Annotated in this window: 23 protein-coding genes and 1 pseudogene; 7 read left to right on the top strand and 17 right to left on the bottom strand. The window is 44.2% G+C overall.

Features of this window, described 5'->3' with window-relative positions; all coding sequences use genetic code 11:
* Window positions 1-307: 307 nt before the first annotated feature.
* Window positions 308-1,330 carry a helix-turn-helix domain-containing protein gene (locus B2337_RS05745; protein ID WP_292362651.1) on the bottom strand — a complete coding sequence of 341 codons (1,023 nt, stop codon included), beginning with the start codon at window positions 1,328-1,330 and terminating at the stop codon, window positions 308-310.
* A gap of 105 nt (window positions 1,331-1,435) precedes the next feature.
* Between B2337_RS05745 and B2337_RS05740 the strand changes: the two genes are divergently transcribed.
* Window positions 1,436-1,933 carry a hypothetical protein gene (locus B2337_RS05740; RefSeq protein ID WP_292414175.1) on the top strand — a complete coding sequence of 166 codons (498 nt, stop codon included), beginning with the start codon at window positions 1,436-1,438 and terminating at the stop codon, window positions 1,931-1,933.
* A gap of 36 nt (window positions 1,934-1,969) precedes the next feature.
* Here B2337_RS05740 and tyrS read toward each other — a convergent pair whose 3' ends face one another.
* Window positions 1,970-3,169 (bottom strand): tyrosine--tRNA ligase, encoded by a 1,200-nt coding sequence (gene tyrS, locus B2337_RS05735; RefSeq protein ID WP_292414337.1) that lies wholly within the window; start codon window positions 3,167-3,169, stop codon window positions 1,970-1,972.
* Between the two features lie 122 nt (window positions 3,170-3,291).
* Here tyrS and B2337_RS05730 point away from each other — a divergent pair, with 122 nt between their 5' ends.
* Together B2337_RS05730 and B2337_RS05725 are read left to right on the top strand one after the other, a co-directional pair.
* Window positions 3,292-4,884: a peptidoglycan DD-metalloendopeptidase family protein gene (locus B2337_RS05730; protein ID WP_292414176.1), complete on the top strand. Its 1,593-nt coding sequence runs from the start codon at window positions 3,292-3,294 to the stop codon at window positions 4,882-4,884.
* Between the two features lie 11 nt (window positions 4,885-4,895).
* A complete protein-coding gene (locus B2337_RS05725) occupies window positions 4,896-6,026 on the top strand; it encodes an anhydro-N-acetylmuramic acid kinase (protein WP_292362647.1) in 1,131 nt (376 codons plus the stop codon).
* On the opposite strand, the gene gcvH is transcribed toward B2337_RS05725, so the two are convergent.
* From gcvH to glgC, 4 genes are read right to left on the bottom strand one after another with little or no spacing between them, the layout of a single operon-like run.
* Window positions 6,002-6,391 carry a glycine cleavage system protein GcvH gene (gene gcvH, locus B2337_RS05720; RefSeq protein WP_292362646.1) on the bottom strand — a complete coding sequence of 130 codons (390 nt, stop codon included), beginning with the start codon at window positions 6,389-6,391 and terminating at the stop codon, window positions 6,002-6,004. The two genes, B2337_RS05725 and gcvH, sit on opposite strands and share 25 nt — an antisense overlap.
* The gene (gene malQ, locus B2337_RS05715; protein ID WP_292414177.1) at window positions 6,384-7,841 is read right to left on the bottom strand and encodes a 4-alpha-glucanotransferase; all 1,458 of its coding nucleotides are present in this window, start codon (window positions 7,839-7,841) and stop codon (window positions 6,384-6,386) included. Before malQ ends, gcvH begins: the two co-directional genes overlap by 8 nt.
* Before the next feature lie 3 nt (window positions 7,842-7,844).
* The gene (locus tag B2337_RS05710) at window positions 7,845-9,527 is read right to left on the bottom strand and encodes a glycoside hydrolase family 57 protein (protein ID WP_292362644.1); all 1,683 of its coding nucleotides are present in this window, start codon (window positions 9,525-9,527) and stop codon (window positions 7,845-7,847) included.
* The gene (gene glgC / locus B2337_RS05705; RefSeq protein WP_292362643.1) at window positions 9,517-10,785 is read right to left on the bottom strand and encodes a glucose-1-phosphate adenylyltransferase; all 1,269 of its coding nucleotides are present in this window, start codon (window positions 10,783-10,785) and stop codon (window positions 9,517-9,519) included. The genes B2337_RS05710 and glgC overlap by 11 nt, the downstream gene beginning before the upstream one ends.
* A 106-nt stretch (window positions 10,786-10,891) precedes the next feature.
* On the opposite strand from glgC, the gene glgB reads away from it, so the two are divergent.
* Entirely contained in the window at window positions 10,892-13,063 is a 2,172-nt protein-coding gene (gene glgB, locus B2337_RS05700) for a 1,4-alpha-glucan branching protein GlgB (RefSeq protein WP_292414178.1), read from the top strand.
* Window positions 13,064-13,103: 40 nt separating this feature from the next.
* Here the strand turns inward: glgB and pgi are convergent, their stop codons facing one another.
* Genes pgi through ndk form a run of 7 tightly spaced genes read right to left on the bottom strand, consistent with a single transcriptional unit; the run spans window position 13,104 to window position 20,386 of the window.
* The gene (pgi, locus tag B2337_RS05695) at window positions 13,104-14,741 is read right to left on the bottom strand and encodes a glucose-6-phosphate isomerase (RefSeq protein WP_292362641.1); all 1,638 of its coding nucleotides are present in this window, start codon (window positions 14,739-14,741) and stop codon (window positions 13,104-13,106) included.
* Window positions 14,742-14,758: 17 nt separating this feature from the next.
* Entirely contained in the window at window positions 14,759-16,033 is a 1,275-nt protein-coding gene (gene hisS / locus B2337_RS05690; RefSeq protein WP_292414180.1) for a histidine--tRNA ligase, read from the bottom strand.
* 2 nt (window positions 16,034-16,035) lie between these two features.
* The gene (gene ispG, locus B2337_RS05685; RefSeq protein WP_292414181.1) at window positions 16,036-17,154 is read right to left on the bottom strand and encodes a flavodoxin-dependent (E)-4-hydroxy-3-methylbut-2-enyl-diphosphate synthase; all 1,119 of its coding nucleotides are present in this window, start codon (window positions 17,152-17,154) and stop codon (window positions 16,036-16,038) included.
* Window positions 17,154-18,080 (bottom strand): RodZ domain-containing protein, encoded by a 927-nt coding sequence (locus B2337_RS05680; protein ID WP_292362638.1) that lies wholly within the window; start codon window positions 18,078-18,080, stop codon window positions 17,154-17,156. The genes ispG and B2337_RS05680 overlap by 1 nt, the downstream gene beginning before the upstream one ends.
* A 5-nt stretch (window positions 18,081-18,085) precedes the next feature.
* Window positions 18,086-18,841 (bottom strand): type IV pilus biogenesis/stability protein PilW, encoded by a 756-nt coding sequence (pilW, locus tag B2337_RS05675; RefSeq protein ID WP_292362637.1) that lies wholly within the window; start codon window positions 18,839-18,841, stop codon window positions 18,086-18,088.
* Window positions 18,838-19,944: a 23S rRNA (adenine(2503)-C(2))-methyltransferase RlmN gene (gene rlmN, locus B2337_RS05670; protein WP_292414182.1), complete on the bottom strand. Its 1,107-nt coding sequence runs from the start codon at window positions 19,942-19,944 to the stop codon at window positions 18,838-18,840. Before rlmN ends, pilW begins: the two co-directional genes overlap by 4 nt.
* 10 nt (window positions 19,945-19,954) lie before the next feature.
* The gene (gene ndk / locus B2337_RS05665; RefSeq protein WP_292362635.1) at window positions 19,955-20,386 is read right to left on the bottom strand and encodes a nucleoside-diphosphate kinase; all 432 of its coding nucleotides are present in this window, start codon (window positions 20,384-20,386) and stop codon (window positions 19,955-19,957) included.
* Window positions 20,387-20,556: 170 nt separating this feature from the next.
* On the opposite strand from ndk, the gene B2337_RS05660 reads away from it, so the two are divergent.
* Complete coding sequence (locus tag B2337_RS05660) at window positions 20,557-21,429, top strand: NAD(+) kinase (RefSeq protein WP_292414183.1); 873 nt, start codon at window positions 20,557-20,559, stop codon at window positions 21,427-21,429.
* A complete protein-coding gene (gene recN / locus B2337_RS05655) occupies window positions 21,423-23,096 on the top strand; it encodes a DNA repair protein RecN (RefSeq protein ID WP_292414184.1) in 1,674 nt (557 codons plus the stop codon). The genes B2337_RS05660 and recN overlap by 7 nt, the downstream gene beginning before the upstream one ends.
* On the opposite strand, the gene fur is transcribed toward recN, so the two are convergent.
* On the bottom strand, window positions 23,097-23,525 hold the full coding sequence (gene fur, locus B2337_RS05650) for a ferric iron uptake transcriptional regulator (RefSeq protein WP_414673298.1): 429 nt from the start codon (window positions 23,523-23,525) through the stop codon (window positions 23,097-23,099). It lies immediately after the preceding gene.
* Between the two features lie 71 nt (window positions 23,526-23,596).
* Here fur and B2337_RS05645 point away from each other — a divergent pair, with 71 nt between their 5' ends.
* Window positions 23,597-24,175 (top strand): outer membrane protein assembly factor BamE, encoded by a 579-nt coding sequence (locus B2337_RS05645; protein ID WP_292362631.1) that lies wholly within the window; start codon window positions 23,597-23,599, stop codon window positions 24,173-24,175.
* Between the two features lie 4 nt (window positions 24,176-24,179).
* Here the strand turns inward: B2337_RS05645 and B2337_RS05640 are convergent, their stop codons facing one another.
* From B2337_RS05640 to B2337_RS05630, 3 genes and pseudogenes are all read right to left on the bottom strand, one after another.
* On the bottom strand, window positions 24,180-24,818 hold the full coding sequence (locus B2337_RS05640; protein ID WP_292362630.1) for a carbonic anhydrase: 639 nt from the start codon (window positions 24,816-24,818) through the stop codon (window positions 24,180-24,182).
* A gap of 3 nt (window positions 24,819-24,821) precedes the next feature.
* Complete coding sequence (locus B2337_RS05635; protein WP_292362629.1) at window positions 24,822-25,463, bottom strand: MBL fold metallo-hydrolase; 642 nt, start codon at window positions 25,461-25,463, stop codon at window positions 24,822-24,824.
* 70 nt (window positions 25,464-25,533) lie between these two features.
* Window positions 25,534-26,214 (bottom strand): annotated as a pseudogene (locus tag B2337_RS05630) (hypothetical protein); the annotation flags it as partial.

Genomic DNA, 26,214 nt, shown 5'->3' with positions numbered 1-26,214 from the left:
GCAAAGAAGCGAGAATTATACAGAAACCGCTCAATCTGTCAACCCTCAAATCGTTTATTTATCAGCGTTGAGAGCCGCCTGTCGAAACAGAACGGCGCATTCTACAGATTGAACTGAATACGTCAACAGGAAGTTTTTCTTGATTGTTTTTAGGTGACGCTAGTCTTATGAATTAATAAGAAAAATACTGATTAAATAATTAAAACTTACTCATTAGCCACTCCCCATTCAGTCGTTTTTTTGGTCATTATGACAATACGTGCGATAGGCGAGAGGTAAATTTTTACTTACTTTGGTGCTGCCAAGTCTAGAAATTGGTAAATAGTTGACGATATGCCCTAGGTGCATACCCGTAATATTTTTTAAAAATCCGGCTGAAATGGGACATATTGTTAAAACCATATTGCATAGCAATCTGGGTGACAGACAGGTGAGCATAAAAGGCGCTTGCCAGACAGTGTCGGCACGACTCTAATCTCTGTTCTGTCAGAAAGTGCATCAGCGAGGTATTTTCTTCGTTGAATAAGTTGTTGAGATAACGTTTCGATAAGCCTGTTGCATCGGCAATTTTTGTTGCCGTGAGTTCTGGGTCGCTCATAGCACTCTTTATATATTGTTTGATACGTATCAACATAATCTGACGGTGGCTGGTTGTTGTCAGTTTATTCTCAACAACCTGCCCTAGTGACAAGGTCAACATATCAACCACTGGCTGCGATAATGACTGAAACGTAGGTTTGGAAAATTGTTCCAGTTGTTTAACTGTAGATTGAATAAGACTGCTGGTGAGTGCTCCAATACCTTCAGCCGAAGGAATCCGGGTAGCCGTAATTCTTCCAATATTATTTAGCCGTGGATCCAGAATCTTGCGGGGGATAGAAATCAATATCTTGGAAAAAGCTTCTGGAATGGTAATTCTGTGCGGCTCTGTCGCGTCATAAATCGTCATTTCACCTGGTTTAAGAAAAACTTCTCTCCCGCCCTGTTCCAACTTGTATTTTCCGGAAGTAAGCACGACCATGAAATAGCAGTCTTGACTGGCCTGAGAAGGTTCTTGAGGTAATCGTTCCAGTGTAATTGCGTTAGATTGGATAGGTGACAACCGCACACCTTCTTGCCAGGGATAAATCAACATATCATTGAATAACACCATATCCTTGGGCGGCTTAATATCGACGTTAGCATATTCCCGGCCAATGACTTCTTTCAGCCACTCTACCCGCTGAGCGCTGGGTTGTTGCTCCGTGCAAAAACGCTGCCCCCCGAGACGAACAAGCGAATCACGACCATCAGCTCTCTGGCCAGCGGGAGTAATCAGTGCGTTTGTCATAACTCATCACCCAAATGTACAAGGATCTCTGCCGTTAGAGTAAAGAATACTCATTTTAAGCTCGGCATACTGTTGTTGTATTTCAGAATAATAACAGGAGAGAGTATGAAACAGAATGATAACCACGCCGGTAATGTGCTGCTGATAAGAGGGGCCTGCTTGTGGATATTGATGGCTTTATTACTGGCCTGGTCACTCGTGGGTATCTATAACCAGATTGGCTTTCTGGAGACTTTATTTCCTGGTAAACCTATGCGAGTGTTGCAGGCTCACATAGACTTTTTATTAATGAGTGCTTTGATTCTGGGGTTTTATGCTGCAAGGATTGGATTGCCATGGCATGTTCGCTGGGCGATGGTAACAGGAGCATTTACCAATTCCAGTCTTTTTTTATTGTATGCAATGTTTCCTGTATTGGATCCGCTATCAGAAACCTATATACCTACGGGGATCTGGTTTACTACTTTTAATGTCTATTTATATTTGAGTCTTTTAGTGACCAGTTATGGCTTTGGCAAAGCTGCTGTCATTATATTTCGCACTACTTTTGATGACGATTCAAACACAAAAAATTGTAAGCGCTGCGGTCGGCAAGTTGTCTGAATTACGTAAGCTGATAAATGCTCCCGCTAAACAGGATCAGTTGGTAATAATACGAGCGAACTTACGTTTACCTACCTGAAACACGCCTAAGATACCGGCTTTAATCAACAAAGATTTATCATCTACTTTTTCGCCGTCAATTTTTACAGCCCCCTGCTGGATCATACGCATCGCATCTGAGGTACTGCTTGTCAGCCCGGCTTCTTTAAGGACATTGGCTATCGGCATACCTTCAGAACCAACGGTAAGGGTAACTTCCGCAATATCATCAGGGACTTCACCTTTTTTGAATTGATTTTCAAAGTCCTGACGAGCTTGTGGTCCAGCAGCTTCGCCATGAAAACGTGCAACAATTTCCTCAGCAAATAACTTTTTAATTTCAATGGGATTACGTCCCTCTGCTACTGATTGTTTCCAATCAGCGACTTCTTCTAACGATTTAAAACTGAGCAATTCAATGTAACGCCACATCAGTTCATCCGAAATTGACATGAGTTTGCCAAAGATATCTTTAGGACTTTCATCTATACCAATATAGTTACCCAAAGATTTGGACATTTTCTGCACACCATCCAACCCAACGAGAAGTGGCATCGTCAGAACGCATTGTGGTGATTTCCCGTAAGCTTTTTGTAACTCGCGCCCCATAAGCAGGTTAAATTTCTGGTCCGTTCCACCCAATTCCACATCAGCATCTAGCACAACTGAGTCATATCCTTGAATTAAAGGATACAAAAACTCATGAATGGCAATGGATTGGCCAGTTGTATACCGCTTATGAAAATCATCACGCTCTAACATGCGTGCAACAGTATGGTGAGAAGCCAGTCGAATCATATCGGCAGAAGACAACTCGTTCATCCAATGCGAATTGAAAACTACTTGAGTCCGTTCAGGATCCAGAATTTTGAATACCTGCTGTTGGTATGTTTCCGCATTCAGCTGCACTTGTTCTGGCGTTAATGGCTGACGCGTCACATTTTTGCCGGTTGGATCACCAATCATTCCGGTAAAATCGCCGATCAAAAATAGGATTTCATGCCCTAAATCCTGAAAAAGGCGTAACTTATTGAGTAACACCGTATGACCAAGATGCAAGTCTGGAGCTGTAGGGTCAAAACCAGCTTTAATACGAAGTGTTTTACCACTTTCCAGCTTTTCGATTAACTCTTTTTCGACCAGAATTTCTTCTGCTCCACGACGGATTTCTGCCAAGGTTTCTTGCACAGTTCTCATCATCGTTCTCCGCACTATAAAAATTGGCGGGCAATATAACACAAGATCTTGCCTCCGAGGGGTTTCAATTCTGGGCAAATGCTGAGAGAATTGCACGAATTTACTATAAACGGGGAATGCCCATGAAGAAACGTAACAGACTTCTGAGCTCATCACAGCAATCAAAGTTATTCAAATCTGAATCGCTGTCTCCCCACAAAAATAGACATATTGCAATCCTATCCTTAATGGCTTTAACCGGTATTTTTATAACGGGCATTGTGCTTGCAACAAGCGAACCCAGTGCAACAACCAATCAAACCCAATCCGTCGCCTTACCAAATATGCCTGCAGGCAGCGAAAGTACAACAGCGTCAGATCAATCAATCATTTCTCTACCCTCAAAGTCCGTTGCAGTACAACCTGATCCTATTGATTCCAACATTAACGAGACCGTTCAACCAGTTCAATCTGATATCTCTTCGGATGAATCTGCTGAAATCGAGCGCCTGCATCTTAACCAACAAAGCCCCCCTGCCCTAGAAACAGAAATTTCTATCATTAACGATGCTCTCACCCCAAATGAAGAAAACACTGCAATATCCACATCTGACGAGCTTAGCTGGCAAGAAATCGAAGTAAAATCTGGCGATAACCTTTCTTTAATCTTTCCAAAAGCTGGCTTAAGTGCCCGTGATGTTTATAACGTTGCTCAGACGGCTGGTGACGATGCCAAAGCGCTTCTCAACCTCCGGCCGGGTCAAATATTTCGATTTGGAACAATAACCGACACTGATCAAAACTTAGTGCTTAAGCAGCTTCAATTACAGTTAAATCCGATGAAAACGTTAACCTTAACGTCTACTGGAAATGGTTTTGAAACAGCTGTCGTTGAACGTGAACTCGATAAGCAACGTCAACTGGTTGCAGGCGAAATTCAAAGTTCATTATTCGTCGATGGACAAAAAGCGGGCATGTCAGACAGATTAATTATGGAAATGGCCCATATTTTTGGCTGGGATGTCGATTTTGCACTGGATTTACGTCAGGGTGACAGCTTCAAAGTCATTTATAATGAAAACTTCCTAGACGGTGAAAAAATTGCTGATGGTGACATTCTGGCAGCAGAATTCACCAATCGGGGTAAAACCTTCCGTGCTATCCGTTTCACTGATAATAACGGTGAAAGTCGTTTCTACACACCAAATGGCGACAGTATGCGTAAGGCCTTTACGCGAACTCCAGTGCCAATTTCACGTATAAGTTCAGGCTTTAACCCTAATCGTAAACATCCCGTATTACAAACCAACCGTCCTCATCGCGGTGTTGACTACGCCGCCGCAACCGGAACACCAATCCTGGCAACCGGTGATGGTAAAGTCGACTTTGTTGGTACTAAAGGTGGTTATGGCCGTACTGTTATCCTGTCACATGGTGGACGTTACACAACACTTTTTGCTCATATGTCAAAGTACAAAAAAGGCATTCGTGTCGGTCAACGTGTGAGACAAGGTGAAATTATTGGCTATATTGGTAGCAGTGGCCTGGCTACCGGGCCACATTTGCACTATGAATTTCGGGTAGATGGGGTTCATAAAAATCCATTAACCGTCGCTTTGCCCAAAGCAGAACCTATTCCAAGTCAATATTTGGCGCAATTCAAGACGCTTGCCCAACCACTACTTGCCAGTTTAGACAACTTACAAGTCCCAACCCTGGCATTACGCCAAGATTAATTAATACAGAAATGGGCTTTTACATCGGTGTGATGTCAGGCACTAGTCTTGATGCAATTGATGTTGCATTAATCGAAACATCGCCAACAGAGCCGTCGAAATTAATCGCTCATCACTCGACAGCTTTTTCTGTTGAACTGCAAAAAGCATTGAAAGATTTGATTAACTCTCAACGCTGTCAGCTCTCCCAACTGGGTGCATTAGATATTGAACTTGGCCATGCATATGCTGATGCTATTCTGAGCCTGCTAACTTCCTCAGCGACCACTACGATACATCAAATTGATGCCATCGGCTGTCATGGTCAAACAGTATTACACTCACCTGATTCAAATTATCCGTTTAGCATGCAAATTGGCAATGGCAATGTTATTGCTGAAAAAACGGGGATTACAACGATTTGTGATTTCCGCCAAAAAGATATTGTCAATGGCGGTCAAGGGGCCCCGTTAGCTCCTGCCTTTCATGCAGCTATGTTTCGTTCAGATAACGAAAATCGCGTTATTGTGAATATTGGTGGTATAAGCAACATCAGTATATTGCCAGCGGATAGCGGTAGCCCTCTCCAAGGATTTGATACCGGACCAGGAAATACGCTTATGGATTCCTGGATTCAAAAACATCAAGGCCTTCTATTTGATAATGAGGGAAAGTGGGCTGAGGGTGGTGAAATTAACCAAACGTTACTGATGCAATTAAAGTCTGATCCTTATTTTGACAGACAAATTCCCAAAAGTACGGGTTGTGAATTATTTAATCAAAACTGGTTAAAGCAGCAATTGATCATGGCAAAATGTGAAGATGTAAATGCTCAGGATATACAGGCAACTTTACTGGCATTTACTGTATCAACCATTACTGATGCGATTCATCAATACGCCAGACAAACGGATAAAGTCTATGTCTGTGGGGGAGGAGCGAGAAATACAGCTTTAATGCAACAATTACAAATCGCTCTGGATAACATCGAGGTAACGACTACAGCAGCAATCGGTTTGGATCCTCAATGGGTTGAAGCCGTTGCATTTGCATGGCTTGCCGAACAAACCATACATCAAAACGCGCTTGATTTACGTTATGTTACAGGCGCACAGAGCCCAAGCATATTAGGTGCAGTTTACTGGTCTAAGAAGGCTTCATAATCAATAGCAGACATTAACTCTGCTGCAATTTCATCAATTGGAACCTCGGAACGAAAACGCACAATCCAACCATTATTAAAAGGTTCTTGATTAATTAGTTCAGGCATATCCACTAACTGCTGATTAATAGCAATAATTTCACCTGAAATAGGCATAATCACGTCTGAGGCTGACTTTACTGACTCAATCACGGCACATCCTTCGCCAGCAGCAAATTGCTGGCCTTCGGAAGGCAATTCAACAAAAACAATATCTCCCAGACTGTTTTGGGCATGCTCTGTGATACCAAGTGTATAAAGGCCTGTACTCTGCTCTTCAAGCCAAACATGGGACTCACTGTAATAATAATCATCTGAATTATTCATGAATGATGCGTCCATAAGTTTGATTCAGGTGTCTTAATCGATCAGTACAATCTTTTGGAACCATACTCCATTCAAACTGCCATTTCCAGTTGCCATCCAGAGTTCCGGGAACATTCATACGATGCTCACCTTCAAGCTCGAATAAATCCTGCAAAGGAATAACAGCAAGCTGAGAAACGGATTTCAAAGCAACTCGAATCAACAACCATGGCATTGCTTCATCACTCGGCCCGATATATTCATGCAAGTGTTGTCGGGTACTTTCTTCAATCTCCCGGTACCATCCCAAGCTGGTGTTATTATCGTGTGTACCTGTATAAGTAATACTATCCTTACAATGTTGATGAGGAAGATAGGGATTATCAGCGTCTCCGCCAAAGGCAAATTGCAGAATTTTCATACCCGGCATCGCAAACTGTTCACGTAAAGCCGTTACTTCTTCAGTTATGATACCTAAGTCCTCGGCAACTAAAGGAAGTTCGTCAAAAACCGATAGCAGCTTTTTGAATAATGCCTCACCGGGTGCTTTACCCCAATCTCCCTCTATTGCAGTTTCACAACTGGCTGGAATCTCCCAACATGCTTCAAAGCCTCTGAAATGATCAATTCGAATTAAATCAAATAATTCCAGTTGAGTGGATAAACGTTTTACCCACCAGTCGAAATTTTCATCAAGATGTGCCTGCCAGTCATAAAGCGGATTACCCCAACGTTGCCCTGTCGCGGAAAAATAATCTGGGGGAACACCGGTTACCTTTGTAGCCTGTCCATTTTCATCTAAAGTAAATAATTCCGGCGCAGCCCATACATCAGCACTGTCATGAGCAACAAAAATGGGCATATCACCAAACAATTTAACGTGGTGTTGATTCGCATAGTTTTTTAAATTATGCCATTGCTGGAAAAAGAGAAATTGTTCGAAACGACGTATGTTCAATGATTCTGAACGTTGTTCACTAAGCGATTTTAGCGTAGCTGGTTCACGATCCCGAAACTCGGGTGGCCAGTCATACCAAGGCAATGCATGATTCAGATTGCGAAGCTCCCGATATAAAATATAGTCTTCCAGCCAAAAGGCCTGTTGCTGACAAAAATTATTAAACGCCAGTTTATCGGTTTCAGTACTATTCTCAACAAATTGCTTATAAGCATTCGCAACAATAGTGAAGATTTTTTTACCTGCTAGTTCTTCTGTCTTAATCCAGGCTTGAGCTTGAATATAGTCAACACACAACAACTTGTTATTGCCGGCATGTGCCGATAAACATTGATAAGGCGATCCATCTTCATGAGTCGGCCCTAGCGGCAGCATCTGCCAGATAGTTACCCCGGCTTGCTGCAGGAAGTCTACAAAGCGATAAGCATCTGCACCTAAATTACCCGTCGGTAAACTGGTAATATGCATTAAGACACCTGCCCTGCGCTGATCAAAAATATGTGCCTGTTTCATTAATTAACCACCACGGCGCATTGTGCCACCCTGCTCGGCTTCCCCTCCTCCCGAAGATACAACTTCTGACAAGATTTGTGGTACTTCAACTCCCAGCATTTGATAAAGGTTCGATAAATGCAACCTGAACAGACGCTCAAAATCACTGACACTGTCAGCAGCGTTGTAATCCCCAAACCACCAGAACCAGTCAGATCCTTCACAAATGGCGAGTTGTTTGTCGATAGCTTGTTGCATGTCATCATCAATTGCTACTTCTGCAATTTTTGTGTCATAAACCTGCTTGGCCTGGCTAAGTAAATCCCAAGCACGGTTTTTATCAACATCCCCAATCCAGGTTGAAAACGTACCATAGACCCAACTCCCTGCCACCATTTCTGGTAATAAGGCCGATTTACACCCTTTTTCCAGACACTCAGCAAAGGTGGTTAACTCAAACTCAGGGTGCCGAGAAAGCTGTTTATACAGACTTTGCAGAAAGTAAAAACCGTTATAGGAATAGTGTTCCCAGGCATTTTCACCATCCAGAATGACAGAAACCACTCTATCTGGATCGCCTTCAGTTGTTGCTTTAATATTTGTCAGATGGTGAATAAAATCGTTAACGGCGTCTTCAGCACTCCATTTGGTATAAGTAAATCCAATTAAATCCGATAATCCATCATCCCGGAAAAAACATGCCGGCCCTTTACCCTCAAGCTGATAGGGTTTATGAATATTACTGTCAGACAAATCACTTTTATTCAGACTATTTCTTAATACATTTTCACCACTGGCAGTCCACTGAAATCCATGTTTGGCAATCGATTCTATTGTCGGCTTTGATACTGCACCTTCTGATGGCCAACAGCCTTGGGGGCGAAACCCAAAAAAGGATTCAAATACCGCTAAACCTTTTTCCATGTGCCAGTCAGTACGTGATTCACCTCCGGGGTAATGACGGATTTGTGGTAGCAGGGCATCCGGCATTGCTTCAAGAGTACTATTTATATCCAGCAATAACGGTACAATTGGATGTGCATAAGGCGTGACTGATAGTTCTACTTTTTTCGCTTCTGCAAGCCGTCTGTAACGTGGAATCAAGTCACTCAGAAGTTCACCGATAACAATCATCAATTGTCGGCGATCATGAAAATTAAACTGCTGCCCTTTTTTCATTAATGTCTGGATGCGAACATCATTTCGTCGAACAGACTCACCCATCCACACCAAGTGATACCAGACCAGCATATCGACCAGGAACTGATCATTCAGGTAAGCCAGACGTTGTTTATCTTCCAATACCCATCTAGCCATTTCTGCCAGTTTTGCAAAAACTGGAAACGGCGCTATAAGTTTTTCATCATTGGCACGCAGGCAGGCATTTAAAATCGTTTGACGCTCTTCAATATGCGCCGGCTGTACTGGTGAATCCAAGGCAATTAACAAAGGATCTTTAAGACAACCCGTGCCTTTGAAACGACCTTTCAACTGCTGATCATAATCATCAATCTGCTCAAGCAGGGTAGGAGCAAAGTTTACTACTGCTCTGGCATCAGGTACCTGCTCCAGATGCCATGCCATATCGACATAATCTTTTATCGCATGCAAATAGGTCCATGGAAGCTGATAACTTCCGCCCATAGGTTCACTATATTGTGGCTGGTGCATATGCCAGCACAGCACAACTTTTAATTTATCTGACATAACGGTAATTTTGCCCCAGCATTTCCGGTGTCACTAATACAACACCATTGGGTGAAACTTCATAACGTTGCGCATCCAGTATGGGGTCTTCCCCGATAATGGTACCTTCAGGCACGATACAGCCTTTATCCAGCACAACTTTCTTCAGGCGACAGTGCCTGCCAACAGTAACATCCGGTAGTACCACGCTATCTTCGATTAGACTAAAGCTGTGAACTTCGACATTTGAAAACAATACAGAGTGTCTGACGGTGGAACCAGAAATGATGCAGCCACCTGAAACCATGGAGTCTACAGCCATGCCGCGGCGGTCATCATCATCGAAAACAAATTTGGCTGGCGGCAGTTGCGCCTGATGAGTCCAGATCGGCCAATCTTCATCATAAAGATTTAATTCGGGTGTCACGCCTATCAACTCCAGATTCGCAGACCAGAAAGCATCAATAGTTCCTACATCGCGCCAATAACCTGGGTCATTACCCTGAACATCTTTGTACGGAAACGCGACAACTTTATATTTTTTTATTAACGACGGAATGATGTCATGACCAAAATCATGACTGGACCTTGGGTCATCAGCATCTTTAATCAACTGTTCATAAAGAAAGCCCGCATTAAAAATGTATATCCCCATCGAAGCCAATGCCACATCATCCTGCCCTGGAATAGGAGCAGGATCTTCCGGTTTTTCATTAAATGCAACAATGCGATGATTGGTATCAACAGACATTACGCCAAAGGCTTTAGCCTGATCCAGTGGTACCTCAATACAGCCAATCGTCATATCGGCATTTTGCGCAACATGTTCCGCCAGCATATCACCATAATCCATTTTATAAATGTGATCACCTGCCAGTATCAATACATATTCGGGACCATGATTTCGCAAAATATCAATGTTTTGATAAACGGCATCTGCTGTACCGGTGTACCACCCCTGTTCGGTACGTTGAGAGGCTGGGAGTAACTCCACAAACTCGCCCAGAGCACCGCGCATAAAGCCCCAACCCTGTTGAATATGCCGAATCAGTGAATGCGCTTTATATTGTGTTAATACACCCACCCTGCGAATACCGGAATTAACACAATTGGATAATGGAAAATCAATAATCCTGAATTTTCCGCCAAACGGCACTGCAGGTTTTGCACGCCATCCTGTCAGTTGCTTCAGGCGAGAGCCACGCCCTCCTGCAAGGATCAATGCCAGAGTATCCCTGGTCAGTCGACTGACAAAACGCGTACTATTATTTTTGGGCATATTGAATTCTCCAGCCAGCTATGCAGTGAAATATGTTGTAATGGCTTTAAGCGTGCCACATCGTTAAGGTGGTCAGCAATAGAAATATTTATAGGACAGTATATCTATGGTTTTTGAACAAAATTTGACAGACGACCAACTTAAAATCATAGAAGCCAGACATCATGATCCCTTTGCAGTATTGGGACGTCATCCAACAAAAAATGGGATATATGTAAGGGCTTTTTTACCTCATACCGAGGCAGCTACAGTAGGTGACAATTTACCTATGCAGCGAGTTCAAGGTACAGATCTTTTCGAATGGACAGGTGCTTCCGATGATTTAACATCTCCCTATCAGATTCATCGTACCACTTCGGAAAATCAAATTCAGAGCCATTATGATCCATACAGCTTTCCACCACAGATTTCAGATTATGATCTGTACCTGTTTGCTGAAGGTAAACATTGGCACGCCTATCGAATACTGGGTTCACACAAACGTACAGTCAATGGTGTCGAAGGGGTCATATTTGCCACTTGGGCACCCAATGCTCAGCGTGTAAGTGTCGTAGGTACATTTAACCGCTGGGATGGTCGATGTCATCCGATGCGCTCCAGGGGCAGTACCGGCGTATGGGAATTATTTATTCCTGGCCTGGATATCGGTGAGCTGTATAAGTTTGAAATACGTAATCATCATGATGGCAGTCTGCACCTGAAAATGGACCCATACTGTCAACAGGCCGAACTGCGTCCCAGCACCGCTTCAGTGGTGTTTAACAGCAATTATCAATGGCAGGATAAAGACTGGATGTCTGGGCGAGAACATGCCAAGTGGCTGAATACACCGCATAGCGTGTATGAAGTCCACCTTGGCTCCTGGCAAAAACACAGTGACGGAAGTTTCTGCAGCTATCGTGAACTGGCTGACAAACTGGTGCCATATGTCAATAAACTGGGATTTACCCATATTGAATTGTTGCCGGTTACTGAGCATCCACTGGATATTTCATGGGGCTACCAGACTACCGGGTATTATGCAGCAACCAGTCGTTTCGGATCACCGGATGATTTTCGATATTTAGTTGATAAATGCCATCAAAATAATATCGGCGTATTACTCGACTGGGTCCCGGGACATTTTCCAAAAGACAGTTTCGGCTTAGCCCGTTTTGATGGCACAGCACTCTATGAACATGAAGATCCACGGCGTGGTGAACATCAGGACTGGGGTACATTGATTTTCAACTATGGACGCAATGAAGTTCGCAACTTTTTGTTATCCAGTGCTTTTTTCTGGCTGGAGGAGTTTCATATAGATGGTCTGCGGGTTGATGCCGTAGCCTCAATGTTGTATCTGGATTATTCGCGTGAAGAAGGTCAATGGTTACCCAATATTCATGGCGGACGTGAAAATCTTGAAGTCATTAGTTTTCTCCAGGAAGTGAACACGATTCTGCATCAGTCTCATCCTGGCTGTATTATCGCCGCCGAAGAATCGACCTCTTATCCAATGGTTTCAAGGCCTGCCGATATGGGCGGACTAGGATTTTCGATGAAATGGAATATGGGCTGGATGCATGACATTCTCGAATATATGAAACAAGATCCCATCCATCGACGTTACCATCATGATCAACTGACCTTTGGTTTGCTCTATGCATTTACAGAGAATTTTGTTCTGCCCTTCTCACACGATGAGGTTGTGCATGGCAAAAAGTCGATGCGTTATAAAATGCCTGGGGATGAATGGCAGCAATTTGCTAATCTGCGATTGCTTTACACCTTTATGTTCAGTTATCCCGGCAAGAAGTTATTATTTATGGGGTCGGAATTTGGGCAGGGTAGCGAATGGAATAGTGAACAATCGCTTGAATGGTATTTACTCGACTATCCGCAGCATCAAGGTTTATTACAGATTGTTACCGATTTGAATAAAGTGTATTGCGAAAGTCCGGCACTTCACTATCATGACTTTGATGCCCATGGTTTTGAGTGGATTGATTGTAATGATCGTGAGCATTCGGTGCTTAGTTTTCTGCGGCGTGGACAGGACGCTATTGTGGTAGCGGTGTTTAATTTTACCCCTGTCGTGCGCGACAATTATCGCATTGGCGTACCGGAAGCAGGTGAATACGAAGTGGTCATCAACTCAGATTCGGAATATTACTCTGGCAGCAATTATCCCGTCAGTCCGCTAGTTAATAGTGAACCAACTGAATGGTCGGAAAGACCTTATTCAATTGTCGTAAATTTGCCGCCGTTAGCAGGACTCATTATTCGCAAGAAACATTGAAGCAGCATGCGGCTCGTATGACACGAGCCGCTGAATACTATTACTGACGTAAAGTACGGATCATTTTGATAAGTTCAGTTGTGGAACTATCATGTACGGAAATATCGGCATTGCCCTGTAAGTCGGGCAGAATGGCTTTTGCGAGTTGCTTGCCAAGTTCAACGCCCCACTGATCAAACGAATTGATATTCCAGATTACCCCTTGTACAAACACTTTATGTTCATAGAGTGCAACCAGCTGTCCAAGCATTTCCGGTGTCAATTTAGGAAATAACAACACATTACTTGGACGATTTCCCGGAAAGACTTTATGGGGTAATAATGCATCCAGCGTTTTGCCTTCATAACCTTCTTTAATCAGCTCTTCCCTGACTTCTTCGGCACTTTTCCCCTTCATTAGGGCTTCAGCTTGCGCCAGGCCATTGGCCAGCAGAATAGACTGATGATCACATTCGGGGTAATGACTATTAACCGGCAATACAAAATCCACCGGTATTAACTGTGTTCCCTGATGAATCAACTGAAAATAGGCATGCTGACCATTAGTTCCGGGCGTCCCCCAGATAACCGGTCCGGTTTTATAACTGATGCGGGCACCCTGCCGGTTAATAAACTTGCCGTTGCTTTCCATATCCAATTGCTGCATATGATTCGGGAAACGGGCTAATGAATGGTCATACGGTACAATGGCATGCGTTTGGGCATTAAAGAAATTGATATACCAGATTCCCAGCATGCCCATGATAACCGGGATATTTTCGGCTAATGGTTTACTGCGGAAATGGTTATCCATTTCATGTCCACCTTCCAGCAGACGAATAAAATTATCCATACCGACATACAGTGCAATCGGTAAGCCAATGGCACTCCACAATGAATATCGGCCGCCAACCCAGTCCCAGATCTCAAACATATTGGCCGTATCAATGCCAAATCTGGCAACTTCTTTGGCATTGGTAGAGACAGCAACAAAATGTTTAGCGACATCTGCCTGTGTGGCAACTTTGAGAAACCAATTCCGCGCAGACTGAGCGTTGGTTATGGTTTCCTGAGTCGTAAAGGTTTTTGAAGCAACAATAAACAGGGTCGTTTCAGGATTCAGTTTTTCCAGCGTAGTACTGAGATCAGTACCATCAACATTAGAAACAAAATGCGCCTCAAGACCATCAATACCATAAGGCTCCAGCGCATCACAGATCATAGCTGGGCCAAGATCCGAACCGCCAATACCAATATTTACAATATCGGTAATTTTTTTGCCACTGAAACCCACCCACTTACCACTATGAACCTGCTCACAAAAGGCAGCCATCTTATCGAGAACGGCATTTACCTGTGGCATCACATCTTCACCATCCACCAAAACAGGCGTATTGGCTCGATTGCGTAATGCCGTGTGCAATACGGCACGCCCTTCTGTGTGATTTATCTGCTCACCAGAAAACATGCGTTCAATCCAGGACTCTACTTTTACTGCTTCTGCCAGGGCGATCAGCTTCTCAATGGTTTCCTGAGTAATACGATTTTTGGAATAATCCAATAACAAATCACCTGAGCGAATTGAAAACCGCTCAAAACGTCCCGAATCAAGTACGAATTGCTCACGCATCGACAGATACTTGATATCAGAATAATGTCTATCCAATGATTGCCATTCGGCGATATTTAGTGGCGTCATATTTCTACTTATTTTTGTTAACGGTTATTGAGCTTTGATTCAGAAAGAAAAGTCGCGAGTTCAGACCAGGGCAAGGTTTGTTGCTCACCTGTTGCCATGGTTTTCACGCCAATGATTTGCTGCGCCATTTCCTCCTCCCCCAAAATCAAGGTCCAGCGCGCTCCACTGCGATCAGCCCGCTTGAATTGGCTTTTAAAACTACCACCACCACAGTGGCTAATCAAGCGAAGTTGGGGAAGCTGGTCCCTAAGGCTTTCTGCCAGCAGCAAGGATTGCGCTGCTGCGGCTTCACCAACGGCAACAAGATATACATCAGGAGATACCGTTTCAGGTAAAGCCCCTCCTGCTTCCAGCAATGCAATAAGACGTTCTAGACCAATGGCAAAACCGATAGCAGTGGACTCTTTACCACCCAGCTGTTCGATCAGACCATCATAACGTCCTCCGGCGCAGACTGTGCCTTGCGCTCCCAGCTGATTGGTCACCCATTCAAAAACGGTTTTGCCATAATAGTCCAACCCTCGAACCAGTCGCGGATTTATCTCAAACGCAATGCCTGCTGCTCGTAAGGTAGTACACAATTGCTCAAAATGCCCGGCAGATTCCGCATCCAGATAATCTATCAGTTTGGGTGCCGCGTCATTAAGCGCCTGCATCGCGGGATTTTTACTATCCAGAATACGTAACGGATTACTGACTAATCGTCGCTGACTGTCTTCATCAAGTTGTGAATAATTATCCTGATAATACTCAACCAGTTTTTCACGATAATTGAGTCGAGCGTCAGTACTTCCAAGCGAATTGATCTGCAAAGAAATATCTTTCAACCCCAGAGTTTTCCATAAACGTGCTGTTAACAGAATCATTTCCGCATCAATATCAGGACCGCTGAAACCATAAGCTTCAACGCCTAATTGGTGAAATTGACGATACCGGCCTTTCTGTGGGCGTTCATGACGAAACATTGGTCCCATATACCAGAGACGTTGCTGCTGCTGGAACATACCATGCTCCATAGCGGCCCTGACGCATCCGGCCGTGCCTTCAGGCCGCAAGGTCAGGCTGTCACCATTGCGGTCGTCAAAGGTATACATTTCCTTCTCAACGATGTCAGTAACTTCTCCGATAGAGCGTTTGAACAATTCGGTCTTTTCCAGAATGGGTAACCTGATTTCCTGATAGCCATAGCCATCAAGCACCTTTTTAAGGCTGGTTTCCACTGATTGCCAATACGGCGTCATTTCCGGAAGAATGTCGTTCATTCCCCGGACAGAACGGATAATCTCTGCCACCTTTAGCTTATGTCCTTTATCGGAATTATTTTTTCGGGTTGATCACTGCGCATGGATATCCGCTGACGAATTTCTTTTTCCAGCTGATCGACCAATGATTCGTTATCTAATTTATGGTGTGGTTTTCCATCGCGGTACAGCAGATTTGGTGAACCACCTGTCAAACCGATTGCAGCCTCTTTTGCTTCTCCCGGACCATTCACCACACAACCAATGACAGCAACATCCATTGGCTCGATAATATCTTCCAAACGAGCTTCAAGTGCATTCACGGTCGAGATAACATCAAACTCCTGTCTGGAGCAGGATGGGCAGGCAATCAGATTAATACCTTTACTGCGGATTCGCAGACTTTTCAGAATATCAAACCCAACACGAATTTCTTCGATCGGATCAGCTGCCAAAGAGACGCGAATGGTATCACCAATACCTTCAGCCAATAACATTCCCAGACCAATTGCGGATTTAACGGCACCACTGCGCAGGCTGCCTGCTTCTGTAATACCCAAATGCAAAGGTTGTTCAATCTGATCTGCTAATTGTCTATAGGCATGAACTGTCATAAACACATCTGATGCTTTCAAACTGACTTTAAAATCAGGAAAGTTCAGCCGATCCAGAATATCGATATGTCTTAAGGCTGATTCAACCAATGCTTCTGGCGTGGGTTCACCATATTTTTTTTGTAATTCTTTTTCCAGTGACCCCGCGTTTACACCAATACGAATTGGAATACCAAAATCACGCGCTTTATCCACAACCGCACGGACCCGATCTTCGCGACCGATGTTGCCTGGATTGATACGCAAACAATCGACGCCCAGTTCCGCTACACGCAGGGCAATCCTGTAATCAAAATGAATATCGGCGATTAACGGAATATCCACTTGTTTACGAATCGCGCCAAATGCTTCAGCAGCATCCATGGACGGTACAGAAACACGAACCAGATCAGCACCTACTTTTTGCAAACGCTGGATTTGATCAACCGTCGCAGCAACATCCGTTGTTTCGGTATTGGTCATACTTTGCACGGCAATCGGCGCGTCACCGCCAACCGGAACATTTCCCACCATGATTTGCCTGGATTTTCGACGCTTAATAGGTGAAGGCGTATGCATTACGAGTCTCCTCCCAAAGTAAAGCGAGCTACATTTCCGCGTGTATATTCAGAGACATCAATAATCTCACCATCAAATCTGACTGAGGCGGCATTGGCCTGTCCCAGTGAGACCTGAAAAGGCGTGGTCCCAGTCAATTCAACAGTGTTCCCGCCCCTGACTACCCGACTAATCAATACCTGCTGATTGGCATCACGAACTTCAACCCAGCAGTCTGAGTTGATACCAATGATGAGGTCTTTTTGGTTTGCATCGACGACAGTTGACGGCTCAGCCGCTTCGTTTTCCATTAGTTCAATTGTCGTAGATGATTGTTCTGCTAAAGCAGGCTCAGAAGCTGTCAGCGACTCATCCACTTCGTTCAATAATGGCGGCTGATCAGCATTTGTGAACTGCTCAGCATTTGATTCAATTATTGGTATGGAGTCGTCACTGCTCTCCTCGCTTTGTTGTTCTTCTACTGGTTCGATAAACGGTTGACTGGGTAATTCCTCAGCCAGACTGTTAACCTGATGGGTTTGCCATTGTTGATAGGCAAACCAAGCTCCGACAGCAACAATGATCAACAAAATTAATGGCAGCCATGGAAATGCTGATTTTGCTGGTTTAATTTGTTGAATGGGGGCGACCGATGGGCTTCGGCTCTCATTCTCGCTAAACTCTATATTGAACCCTGCAAGCATTTCATCCTGCGGAAGCCCCAGGAACTTTACATAACTCAAAAAATACCCCCGGGCATAGGTTCGTCCATGCAATCTATCCCAGTTTTGCTCTTCCAGATGTACAATGGCATCTCGAGTTACTCTCAGTTGAGCTGCAGCATCTGTAACAGAGATTTTTTTTGCTTCCCGAGCATCACGTAAACGTTTGCCAACATCAACTGATGATGAAACAACACTCGGTTCTTCTGTATGACTCTCAGTCATAAATGTTAAATACCTTCATTGACCATACGCATTTCATCGGAATCCGGGAACCGGGCTCGCATAATTAATTTATAACTGGATACGGCATCCTCATTACCCAGTTTTGACTCAGTTTTAATCGCTGTCAGTAACGACTGGGGAGTCCAGGGCGATACACTGTTGAAACGCTGAACATAAGCCCGGGCTTGCATGTAATTTTTTTGCTCATAGCTCAGATCTGCCATACCCATTAATGATTTACTCAGGTTAGGGTTAATCTGTAAGGCTCGTCTGAAATAGGATTCAGCCTTAACCAAATCCGGAATTTCTCTGGTACACAGACCGGCATTTTCAAATGCCATTGCCGCACTTTGATAAAGCGGGTTTTCAACAGCTTTTAAAAAACGCTTCTCTGCTTCTTCATATTGACCTTGTTGGCACAGAAAAACGCCATAGTTATTCTGTGCTTCAGAATACTGTGGCGACCTACTGACAGCTTCTTTAAAATGTTTTTCGGCCTTTTCATTTTCACCCAAGCGCTGATAAAGCAGAGCGATAGTGTTATGAGCACTTGGTAAATTCGGGTTTTGTTTAAGTGCTTTATCCAGTTTTTCCATGGCGATTTCGTAATCACCACGTTGCAGATAACTTAAGCCCAACTGCATATTCAATTCAGCAGCTTTAGGATCAGGCGCAATGTGTTCACGTGGTCCTGTTGTAGCACATGCAGTGAGCACCATGATTGAGGTCGCCAAAAAACCTATTTGTAAATATGATTTCATCGGACGAACACAACCTCCCGTTCAGCTAATTTCTGAGTGCGACGAGTTTTATCCTGAACTTCGCCAGCCAATTGACCACAGGCTGCCACAATATCATCACCACGGGTTTTTCGTACAGTCGCGACCAGACCGGCAGCAATCAATTGTTCTTTAAAACGATTAATGACATTTCGGGATGAACACTGATAATCGGTACCTGGAAATGGATTAAACGGTATAAGATTAATTTTATTGGGGATGCCTTTTAAAATTCGAATTAAATCCCGTGCATCCTGTTCTGAATCATTGATACCAGCGAGCATGACATATTCAACAGTGATATGCCGGCGCAATTGCTCACCTGTCACATAACGTTTGCAAGCAGCCAATAATTCAGCAATCGGGTATTTATCGTTTAACGGAATAATCTCGCTGCGTAACTTGTCATTAGCAGCATGCAATGAAATGGCCAGACTGACATGACAGTCTTCTTTCAATCGATCAATCATCGGCACCACACCAGAGGTACTCAATGTAAGTCGCCGCCAGGAAATACCGTAGGCCAGATCATCTCGCATCAGATTCATCGCGGTAATGACATTAGTATAATTAGTCAGCGGCTCACCCATGCCCATCATCACGACATTGGTCACCATTCGATTGCCTTTCGGATCTTTGCCTAAGGCTTCATTGGCAATCCATAGTTGAGCAATAATTTCAGCGGCACTGAGATTACGATTAAAACCTTGTTGCCCAGTGGAACAAAAGGTACAAGTCAATGCACATCCCACTTGAGAAGACACACATAACGTGCCTCGTCCGTTTTCAGGAATAAACACCGTTTCAATCGAATTATCACCATCCATTTTGATGATCCATTTGCGGGTACCATCAGTGGATATATGTTCGTGTAGTAATTCCGGTACACGTATTTCGGCAATTTGACTCAGTTTTTCGCGCAGGGTTTTACTTAAATTGCTCATCTGAGCAAAATCAGTAACGCGATATTGATGAATCCATTGTAAAAGCTGGCGCGCACGAAAGGGTTTCTCATCGATTTCGACGAAAAACCCTTCCAGACCTTTCAGATCCAGACCAAGCAGATTGGTCAATGCGGTTGCCATCAGTTAAAGACTAGCGTGTGCGAGCGCACAATTGATCGTCAGTGAAGAAGTAGGCAATTTCTCGTGCGGCACTTTCAGCTGAATCTGAACCGTGAACTGCGTTTTCATCGATGCTTTGCGCAAAATCTGCACGAATAGTGCCTGGTGCTGCATCAGCAGGATTAGTTGCACCCATCAAATCGCGGTGAGTCATCACAGCATTATCACCTTCCAGAACCTGGATCATCACAGGACCAGAAGTCATAAAGCTCACTAAATCACCAAAAAACGGACGTGCTTTATGTTCTGCATAAAAACCTTCCGCTTGCTGTTGTGTAAGATGCACCATGCGGGCAGCTACAACAGAAAGACCGGCTTTCTCAAAGCGTGAGTAAATCTCGCCTATAACATTTTTTGCTACCGCGTCCGGTTTGATAATTGACAATGTACGTTCAGTCGCCATGTGTATCCTCATTGATTGATTGGATTAAATCGACATATTCTAGCATCTATAGGGCTCAGAGATAGAAGCGTTCCAAGAGTTTTTATCAAGCAGGCAATTTTGCTTTGGATTTGATGACAAAACCATTACCATCAGCAGACTATTTTTGATAAAACTCAAATGCAAATTCGATGATGAATAATACATTTAAACGTATCGGTCTGTTTATCCGCAAAGATGATCCTGTGTTGGAATCGGCCGTAATTCAAGTCAGTGAATTCCTGCACTCCCGGGCTTTAAAGGTATTAAGTAATGAGCCAATGAGTTTTTTACCTGGCCTTGAGGTGATTTCAATTGCCGATTTCCCGTCAAAATGTGATCTGACGATCGCCATTGGTGGTGACGGCACCATGCTCTCAGCCTCAAGAGCATTAGCTGGCTTTGATTTACCCATCGTCGGAATTAATGTGGGGCGACTGGGTTTTTTAGCAGATGTGACGCTTAACAACCTGCAATCCCAGTTAACCCGGATTCTGGATGGCCACTATCGTCATGACAGTCGTTTTTTACTACAAGCGCATCTGAATAACGCGGAACAGCCAATCTGTATCGCCATGAATGATGTGGTAGTGCATTCTCACCAAAGCCTGCATATGATTGAGTTTGAAACCCACATTAACGGCCGGTTTTTAAATAGCCAACGCGCTGATGGACTGGTTATAGCCACACCGACAGGTTCAACTGCTTATGCGATGTCAGCTGGCGGTCCTATTCTTGATGTGGATCTGGATGCGATGGTACTAACCTCCGTCTGTCCACATACCCTCAGTAACCGGCCCTTAGTTATTGCAGCAAGCAGTGTCATCGATATCACATTGAGTGAAAAAAACATTACGACTGCGATGGTTACCTGTGACGGACGTCCAGGTCATTTACTTGAACCCGGTGATAGTATCCGGATTCAAAGACATCCTAACCGCATTGATTTACTGCATCTCGAAGATCATGATCATTATTCAATTTTACGTGCCAAACTGGAATGGGGCCGAAAACTGACATGCTGACTGCGTTAACTGTTCGCCAACTGGCGGTGGTGGAAGATTTATCCTTAACTTTCAAATCCGGTATGACATCACTGACAGGTGAAACCGGGGCCGGTAAATCCATTCTGGTTGATGCCCTGGGGTTGGTTCTGGGTGATCGTGCTGATTCAAATATGGTTCGTCATGGCAGTGAACGCGCTGAAATTGAAGCCAGCTTTGATATCAGCAGCAATCCGGCATTACAAGACTGGCTCAGAGATCAGGAACTGGATGATGAAGATCAATGCCATCTTCGCCGGACCATAAGCCGGGATGGGCGATCGAAAGCTTATATCAACGCTCGCCAGGTTCCGCTCAGCCAACTTCGCAATATCAGTGAATTAAGCATTGATATCCATGGCCAGCATGAACATCAATCTTTATTACGTGCTGAAACCCAGCGAGAGTTACTGGATATTGTAGCGAATAATAAAGCCCCCCTTAAGGCCCTCAAGCAAGCTCACGCTGAATGGTTGCAAATCCAGCAACAACTGGCTGCAATACGTCAGCAATCTGAACAGCAACTGGCCCGTCAGGAATTATTGAATTATCAGATCAGTGAGCTGGAACCATTAGATTTAACAGATAGCAGCATTGAACAGTTGTTGCAGGAACAACAGCAATTAGCTCATGCCGCCCAGTTACTTCACACTAGTGAATCTACTCTGCATCACTTGTTTGATCAGGATCAGGGCGCAGCGTATGACCTTATCGGTTCTGCTCTGGCAGAGCTGGAAAAATTACAGCAATATGAACCTCGCTTTGCCGAGATTATTGAGACTCTGAACAGCGCGGCGATCAATCTGGATGAAACGGCTACTTCCCTTCGCCATTACCTGGACAGTGCCGATCTGGATCCGTCCCGGCTTGAAGCGGTTGAGACGCAGCTATCGGTTTTGCATGATCTGGCGCGTAAGCACCATGTCGAAATTGAAAGTCTGCCAGCCCACTATCAGGCTTTGTGTGAAGAGTTAAACAGCCTTTCCCAATCCCAACAAAACCAAACTGAACTGGCGCTGAAACTGAACTCTTTGGAAAAGCAATGCCTGGAGTTGTGCGCGCAAGTCCGTGCAAACAGAAAGCAACATGCAAAACCGCTGGCAGAAACCATTACTGAATCTATTCAGCAACTGGCTATCCCGGCTGGACGTATAGAATTTGTTATTCGACCTTTTGAGGAAGGCAAATTCAGTGAGCATGGCGCAGATCATATTCAGCTGTTAGTCAGTACTAATCCCGGCCAACCGGCAGGCGAATTAGCCAAAATTGCGTCAGGTGGAGAATTAGCACGAATAAGTCTGGCGATTCAGGTCGTCACGGCTGGCAAGCGAAGTGTGCCGACTTTGATATTTGATGAAGTGGATGTAGGAATTGGTGGCGGCGTAGCGGAAATTGTTGGCCAGCATCTCAAATTACTGGCATCTACCCAGCAAGTGATTTGCATTACCCATTTGCCTCAGGTGGCGGCGCAGGCCCATCAGCAATTACAGGTTACGAAAATTCTGGGTGAAGACAAGACCCACACTGAAATAAGCGACCTTAATCGCGAGCAGCGTATAGAAGAAATTGCCCGAATGCTGGGTGGAATGAACCTGACCCAGAAAACTCGTTCACATGCTGAAGAGATGCTGGATCAGGGACAACGTTAATTACCGTTCTTTTTGGCAGTCTTCGCGGTTACAAATGCCATAAATGTAAAGGCTGTGGTCAGTCATTTCAAAACCATTTGCTTTAGCAATTGCTCTTTGCCGCTCTTCAATGACCTCATCGTAGAACTCTATAATACGGTTACATTTCACGCAAAATAAATGGTCATGATGTGCGCCATCTTCCAATTCAAATACCGCATGACCACCATCAATATTCAGTCGGGAGACCAGCCCCGCACCTTCGAATTGGGTAAGCACACGATAGACAGTTGCCAGGCCGATTTCTTCGCCCATTTCCAATAAGGCTTTGTAAACATCTTCAGCACTTAAATGGCGCTGTTTGGAGTGTTCCAGTATCTCCAACACCTTCAAACGTGGCAGAGTAATTTTCAATCCCGCTTTTCTTAAATCTTGTCTTTCCATTATTATTGTTGCCTCGTAGAATAGTTACGAATAGCGTATCATCGCACTTTCGTCATCAACACAGAAACAAATACTAAATGAAAAGCCTGCTTATTTATAGCCTTTCCTTGGTTATTCTCACTCTCAGCGCCTGTAGCAAAGATAAAATCCCGGGTGTTTATCGAATTGATATTCAGCAAGGTAATCAGGTTACCCAGGAAATGCTCAGCAAACTAGAGCCCGGCATGACCAAAAGCCAGGTGTCATTTGTGATGGGAACGCCGATGTTAATTGATGTATTCCATCCAAACCGTTGGGATTATATTTACAGTTTTCATCCGGGAAATGGTTCTCGTGAGCAACGGCGGATTACATTGTATTTTGATGAAGCCGAAACACTTGATTATATTGACGGTAACACCCGTATTGTTGAAAACATTCAATTAACGGAAGATCAGCGCACCGATACCAATGTTGTGGTGCCTCTCACCGAACAGAAAACAGGCATTTTCAATAGTATGTTGAACTTGATTGGCCTCGGTGAAGAAACCGTCGAAACCATTGATGACGATAACGAAACTGATCCAGCTGAAAAAGAACAGAAAGAAGCGCTACCGGAAAATACAAATGACCGGATGGGAGACCAACCAGCAGGTCAGCTTCCGGATATTCAGTAAACGCTTAACCAGTTGATTCCTGAACCGGTTCAAATTCACCGGTTTGGGAATTAAAACAAAGTAATTCACCTGCGGCCAAATCAAAATACCATCCGTGTAATGTCAACCGGCCATCTTCGACACGTTCCTGTACACATTCAAAACTCATCAGATTATCCAATGAGACTAAAACGGCCCGTTGTTCACAGGCTTTGAGTTGTGCAGATTCATCACCATGATGATGCTTTTTGACCCACTCTTTTGCTGGTTGCGCGATTGATACCCATTGATGGATAAACTTGGAGTTTTGCTGTCCATCATCTTCCCATAACGCTCTTATACCCCCGCAGTTAGCATGTCCCATGACTATGATGTTCTCGACCTGCAAATTGTTCACCGCAAACTCAAGTGCGGAGCTGGTACCATGATGCAGGCCATCAAGTTCACAAGGTGGTATCAGATTGGCCACATTTCTTACGGTAAACAAATCCCCTGGATCACAATCCGTCAAAATTGCAGGATCGACGCGAGAGTCACAACAACCGACCATTAAGGTTTTCGCTGGCTGTCCGGTTTTCATGCTGGCGTAAAGACGACTGTCCTGACCAAAATAGTGTTTTTTAAATCGCTGAAAACCTTCAATTAATCTATCTGTATTAGCCATTATTTATACGTGTCTCAAAAACGTTAAAAAAGGATTATGTTGTTTCTCATGTGCAATGGTAGTAACCGGCCCATGACCGCTATGCACTCGCAGATGTCCTGGTAATTGCATCAATCGTTGCAGACTCTGCTGCATTATAGCCGGATTTCCCATTGGCAGATCAGTTCGCCCTACGCTGCCGGAAAATAACGTGTCTCCTACGAAAATATCCTGCTCATCATAGTAACAACCCTGTCCTGGAGTGTGCCCCGGGGTGGAAATAAACCTCAGTGTGGTCTCACCTAACTGAATTTCATCACCATCATCCACTAGATGATCAATGCGACCGCATTGGCGATTAAATGCTGGTTCACCAAACCAGTCACCCTGGACAGGTAGTGTTTCAAACAGTGGGAGTTCTTTTCTCGGTAAATACGTAGGCACATCAAACTGCTTTTGCAATGCAATTAAACCGCCTGCATGGTCGAGGTGACCATGAGTTAATAATATCATCTGGATATCCGGCAGAGGATGTATAGCCAGAACCTTTCTGACTAATTCATCCGTTTCGCCAGTGTCAACAATAGCACTCATTCCAGTTGCTTCATCCTGAATCAAATAAGTATTGACCTGAAATGCACCAACGGTGAAGCATGTAATGTGCATCTGTTATGACTCCCAAAAAAAAGCAGCTGGTCGCTAAACCAGCTGCCTTGATAGTCTTATTTGCTAATGACTATTTGTCTGTTTTATTCTGCGTTTCACGCGCTAAACGCATATTGTTTTCAAACCAATCACGTTTGATTTTCTGGGTACGCGCCAGATTGATATTGGCCTCATACCATTTCTGTTTGATATCTGCATGCGGGTCGGGATGCAAGTTCGCTTCATACCATTTTTTATGGCTTTCACGCGCCGCTTGCAGGTTGGCTTCATACCATTTTTTATCACTCGCAGTCTGTTCATCACTGAACTCATACCAGTGTTTGTCGGTTGGTGTTTGATCGAGATTCGCCTCATACCATTTGCTGTGCTGCTCACGAAATTTATCAAGATGCGCCTGCTGAAAGCGTTTTTTCCAGTCGGTATCACCCGCCTCTTTGAACTCATACCAGTGTGTTTCAGTAGGCGTATTATCCAGATTCGCTTCATACCAGTGCTGCCGGTTCGCTCTAACCGTTTCAACGGCACTGCGTAAATTGGCTTCATACCACTTTTTCTTGGTATCAAGATGATCCACCATATTGGCTTCATACCAGTGCGTATCACGTTTTTGTGCAGGACGCTGATTGGCTTCATACCATTTAGCATTTTCACGGGCCACGTGAGTATTGTAGGCAAACCAGTCACGTTTTATCTGCTGTGTACGCGCCAGACTGATATTGGCTTCGTACCATTTCTTTTTGATATCCGCATG

This window comes from Methylophaga sp. UBA3192, assembly GCA_002363955.1.
Lineage (GTDB): Bacteria > Pseudomonadota > Gammaproteobacteria > Nitrosococcales > Methylophagaceae > Methylophaga.
Note: the sequence above shows the minus strand (reverse complement) of the source record. Positions and strands in the feature narration are given on the sequence as shown.

Excerpts from the sequence above, each read along its gene's own strand:
- B2337_RS05635 (WP_292362629.1), bottom strand. The coding sequence starts at position 25,463 with ATGCACATTACATGCTTCACCGTTGGTGCATTTCAGGTCAATACTTAT.
- B2337_RS05680 (WP_292362638.1), bottom strand. The coding sequence starts at position 18,080 with ATGACTGAGAGTCATACAGAAGAACCGAGTGTTGTTTCATCATCAGTT.
- B2337_RS05645 (WP_292362631.1), top strand. The coding sequence starts at position 23,597 with ATGAAAAGCCTGCTTATTTATAGCCTTTCCTTGGTTATTCTCACTCTC.
- B2337_RS05730 (WP_292414176.1), top strand. The coding sequence starts at position 3,292 with ATGAAGAAACGTAACAGACTTCTGAGCTCATCACAGCAATCAAAGTTA.
- tyrS (WP_292414337.1), bottom strand. The coding sequence starts at position 3,169 with ATGAGAACTGTGCAAGAAACCTTGGCAGAAATCCGTCGTGGAGCAGAA.
- B2337_RS05660 (WP_292414183.1), top strand. The coding sequence starts at position 20,557 with ATGATGAATAATACATTTAAACGTATCGGTCTGTTTATCCGCAAAGAT.
- B2337_RS05710 (WP_292362644.1), bottom strand. The coding sequence starts at position 9,527 with ATGTCAGATAAATTAAAAGTTGTGCTGTGCTGGCATATGCACCAGCCA.
- B2337_RS05640 (WP_292362630.1), bottom strand. The coding sequence starts at position 24,818 with ATGGCTAATACAGATAGATTAATTGAAGGTTTTCAGCGATTTAAAAAA.
- B2337_RS05745 (WP_292362651.1), bottom strand. The coding sequence starts at position 1,330 with ATGACAAACGCACTGATTACTCCCGCTGGCCAGAGAGCTGATGGTCGT.
- glgB (WP_292414178.1), top strand. The coding sequence starts at position 10,892 with ATGGTTTTTGAACAAAATTTGACAGACGACCAACTTAAAATCATAGAA.
- pgi (WP_292362641.1), bottom strand. The coding sequence starts at position 14,741 with ATGACGCCACTAAATATCGCCGAATGGCAATCATTGGATAGACATTAT.
- glgC (WP_292362643.1), bottom strand. The coding sequence starts at position 10,785 with ATGCCCAAAAATAATAGTACGCGTTTTGTCAGTCGACTGACCAGGGAT.
- B2337_RS05740 (WP_292414175.1), top strand. The coding sequence starts at position 1,436 with ATGAAACAGAATGATAACCACGCCGGTAATGTGCTGCTGATAAGAGGG.
- rlmN (WP_292414182.1), bottom strand. The coding sequence starts at position 19,944 with ATGGCAACCGCATTGACCAATCTGCTTGGTCTGGATCTGAAAGGTCTG.
- ndk (WP_292362635.1), bottom strand. The coding sequence starts at position 20,386 with ATGGCGACTGAACGTACATTGTCAATTATCAAACCGGACGCGGTAGCA.
- pilW (WP_292362637.1), bottom strand. The coding sequence starts at position 18,841 with ATGAAATCATATTTACAAATAGGTTTTTTGGCGACCTCAATCATGGTG.
- gcvH (WP_292362646.1), bottom strand. The coding sequence starts at position 6,391 with ATGAATAATTCAGATGATTATTATTACAGTGAGTCCCATGTTTGGCTT.
- malQ (WP_292414177.1), bottom strand. The coding sequence starts at position 7,841 with ATGAAACAGGCACATATTTTTGATCAGCGCAGGGCAGGTGTCTTAATG.
- B2337_RS05725 (WP_292362647.1), top strand. The coding sequence starts at position 4,896 with ATGGGCTTTTACATCGGTGTGATGTCAGGCACTAGTCTTGATGCAATT.
- recN (WP_292414184.1), top strand. The coding sequence starts at position 21,423 with ATGCTGACTGCGTTAACTGTTCGCCAACTGGCGGTGGTGGAAGATTTA.
- ispG (WP_292414181.1), bottom strand. The coding sequence starts at position 17,154 with ATGCATACGCCTTCACCTATTAAGCGTCGAAAATCCAGGCAAATCATG.